The following is a 1,413-nucleotide window of genomic DNA, read 5'->3' as shown; positions in this document are numbered from 1 at the left end:
TCCGGGCCGGGATCGTCCGCGGGCTGCGGCGCGGATCCGCCTTCCTGGACCAGTACCCCGTCCGTCTCCGGGGCCGGAACGACGACCGCCGCCGAACCGGCCGCAGGCACCCGCTGCCGAGCCTCCACCGCCAACAACCACCGCCGGTGCACCTCGAGCCGCTCCTTCGGCGTCGCCCCGCAGAAGGCCGCGAGCCGCTCCACGGGCGCGAAGTCCTGCGGCACCGCCTCGCCCGCGCAGTAGCGGTGCAGCGTGGAGGTGTTCATGTTGAGGCGGCGGGCCAGGGAGCCGTAGCTCCGGTCCGTACGGTCCTTCAGCCCGCGCAGCAGCGCCGCGAACTCCTTGACGTCGTCCCGCATCGGCACCGTTCCTCCGTCGTACGCCCACAATCCCGTATCCCAGGCCCTCATATCCCTGCACGTCAGATGACCTGGGATGGTTCCACCGTCGCCAAAGGCGCGGCAGCCGTTGCCCCGGAGCCCGGTGACCGCCGATGCTCCTGGTGTCGCACCGACCACGCCTGACACAGCTCCAGGGACCAACCGGTGTTGGGCGACATCCGAGGCGCATGCAGTGGCGGCGGGCCTCATAGGAGCGAGCGAGGCCGTCGCCGCCATGTCCGGACCGGCGCATCGGTAGTGCAGGCGGAATCCTCCACCCAGGCTGCCCGTATCCCTACGTGTGCGTCCGGAACCGGCCGAGAGCAACCGCATAGCGGATCACAGAAGGAAGACGCACATGAACGACATGAACAACCTGAACCAGACGTCCCCCGCACACCGTCGTCCGGGCCGCCGCGCGGCCGTCGTCGCAGGCCTCGTCCTGACGGTCGGACTCGGCGTGTCGACGCAGGTGCCGGCGCAGGCGTCCGCGCATGCACCCGCCCATGCCCCCGCACAGGTGACCACCGCCGCACAGCAGCCGGTCAGCGGCACGTCCGGCCAAGCGGTGACCCGAGTCGCCGACTTCTACGGCGCGTACGTCGACGCGAAGGGCGACTACACGGACCCGGACGGCACGCTGGCCACGGGGCTCCGCCAGCACTACCTGGCGCCCGCCTTCGCCACGCGGCTGGCGGCCTGGGAGGAGGAGAACGGGGCGGACGGCATCCTGCGTGCCCAAAACGTCCCGGCGCGGTGGACGGTGTCCGACAACGGCACCGTGGGCAACGGCCATGAGGTCATCGTCACCTTGACCTTCGGCAGCGGAGGGACGATGCAGAAGACCAAGCTCTTCGTGCTGTTGGAGCGGTACAACCACATCGTCGACATCAACACCGCGAGCACCCGCTAGTGCGTTGTCCACGAACGTTCGCCGGGCCTGGTGATCCGTGAATGATTTTTGGGGTGTTGGGGCCTGGCGGTGGCACTGTGGTGGCAACGGGTTGTCATCGAGGGTGAGTGAGGTGCCTCA

General features: G+C 69.4%; 2 protein-coding genes. One reads left to right on the top strand and one right to left on the bottom strand.

Annotation, left to right across the window (positions count from 1 at the left end; genetic code table 11):
• On the bottom strand, positions 1–359 hold a 359-nt coding region (locus O3X23_RS40205), incomplete at its 3' end, for a helix-turn-helix domain-containing protein (protein WP_269279037.1).
• Positions 360–738: 379 nt separating this feature from the next.
• Between O3X23_RS40205 and O3X23_RS40200 the strand changes: the two genes are divergently transcribed.
• On the top strand, positions 739–1,293 hold the full coding sequence (locus O3X23_RS40200; protein WP_269279034.1) for a hypothetical protein: 555 nt from the start codon (positions 739–741) through the stop codon (positions 1,291–1,293).
• The last annotated feature ends 120 nt before the right edge of the window (positions 1,294–1,413 follow it).

Source organism: Streptomyces sp. H39-S7 (assembly GCF_027158205.1).
Classification (GTDB): Bacteria; Actinomycetota; Actinomycetes; order Streptomycetales; family Streptomycetaceae; genus Actinacidiphila.
The sequence above is the reverse complement of the archived record's forward strand: the minus strand, read 5'-3'. Positions and strand labels throughout refer to the sequence as shown.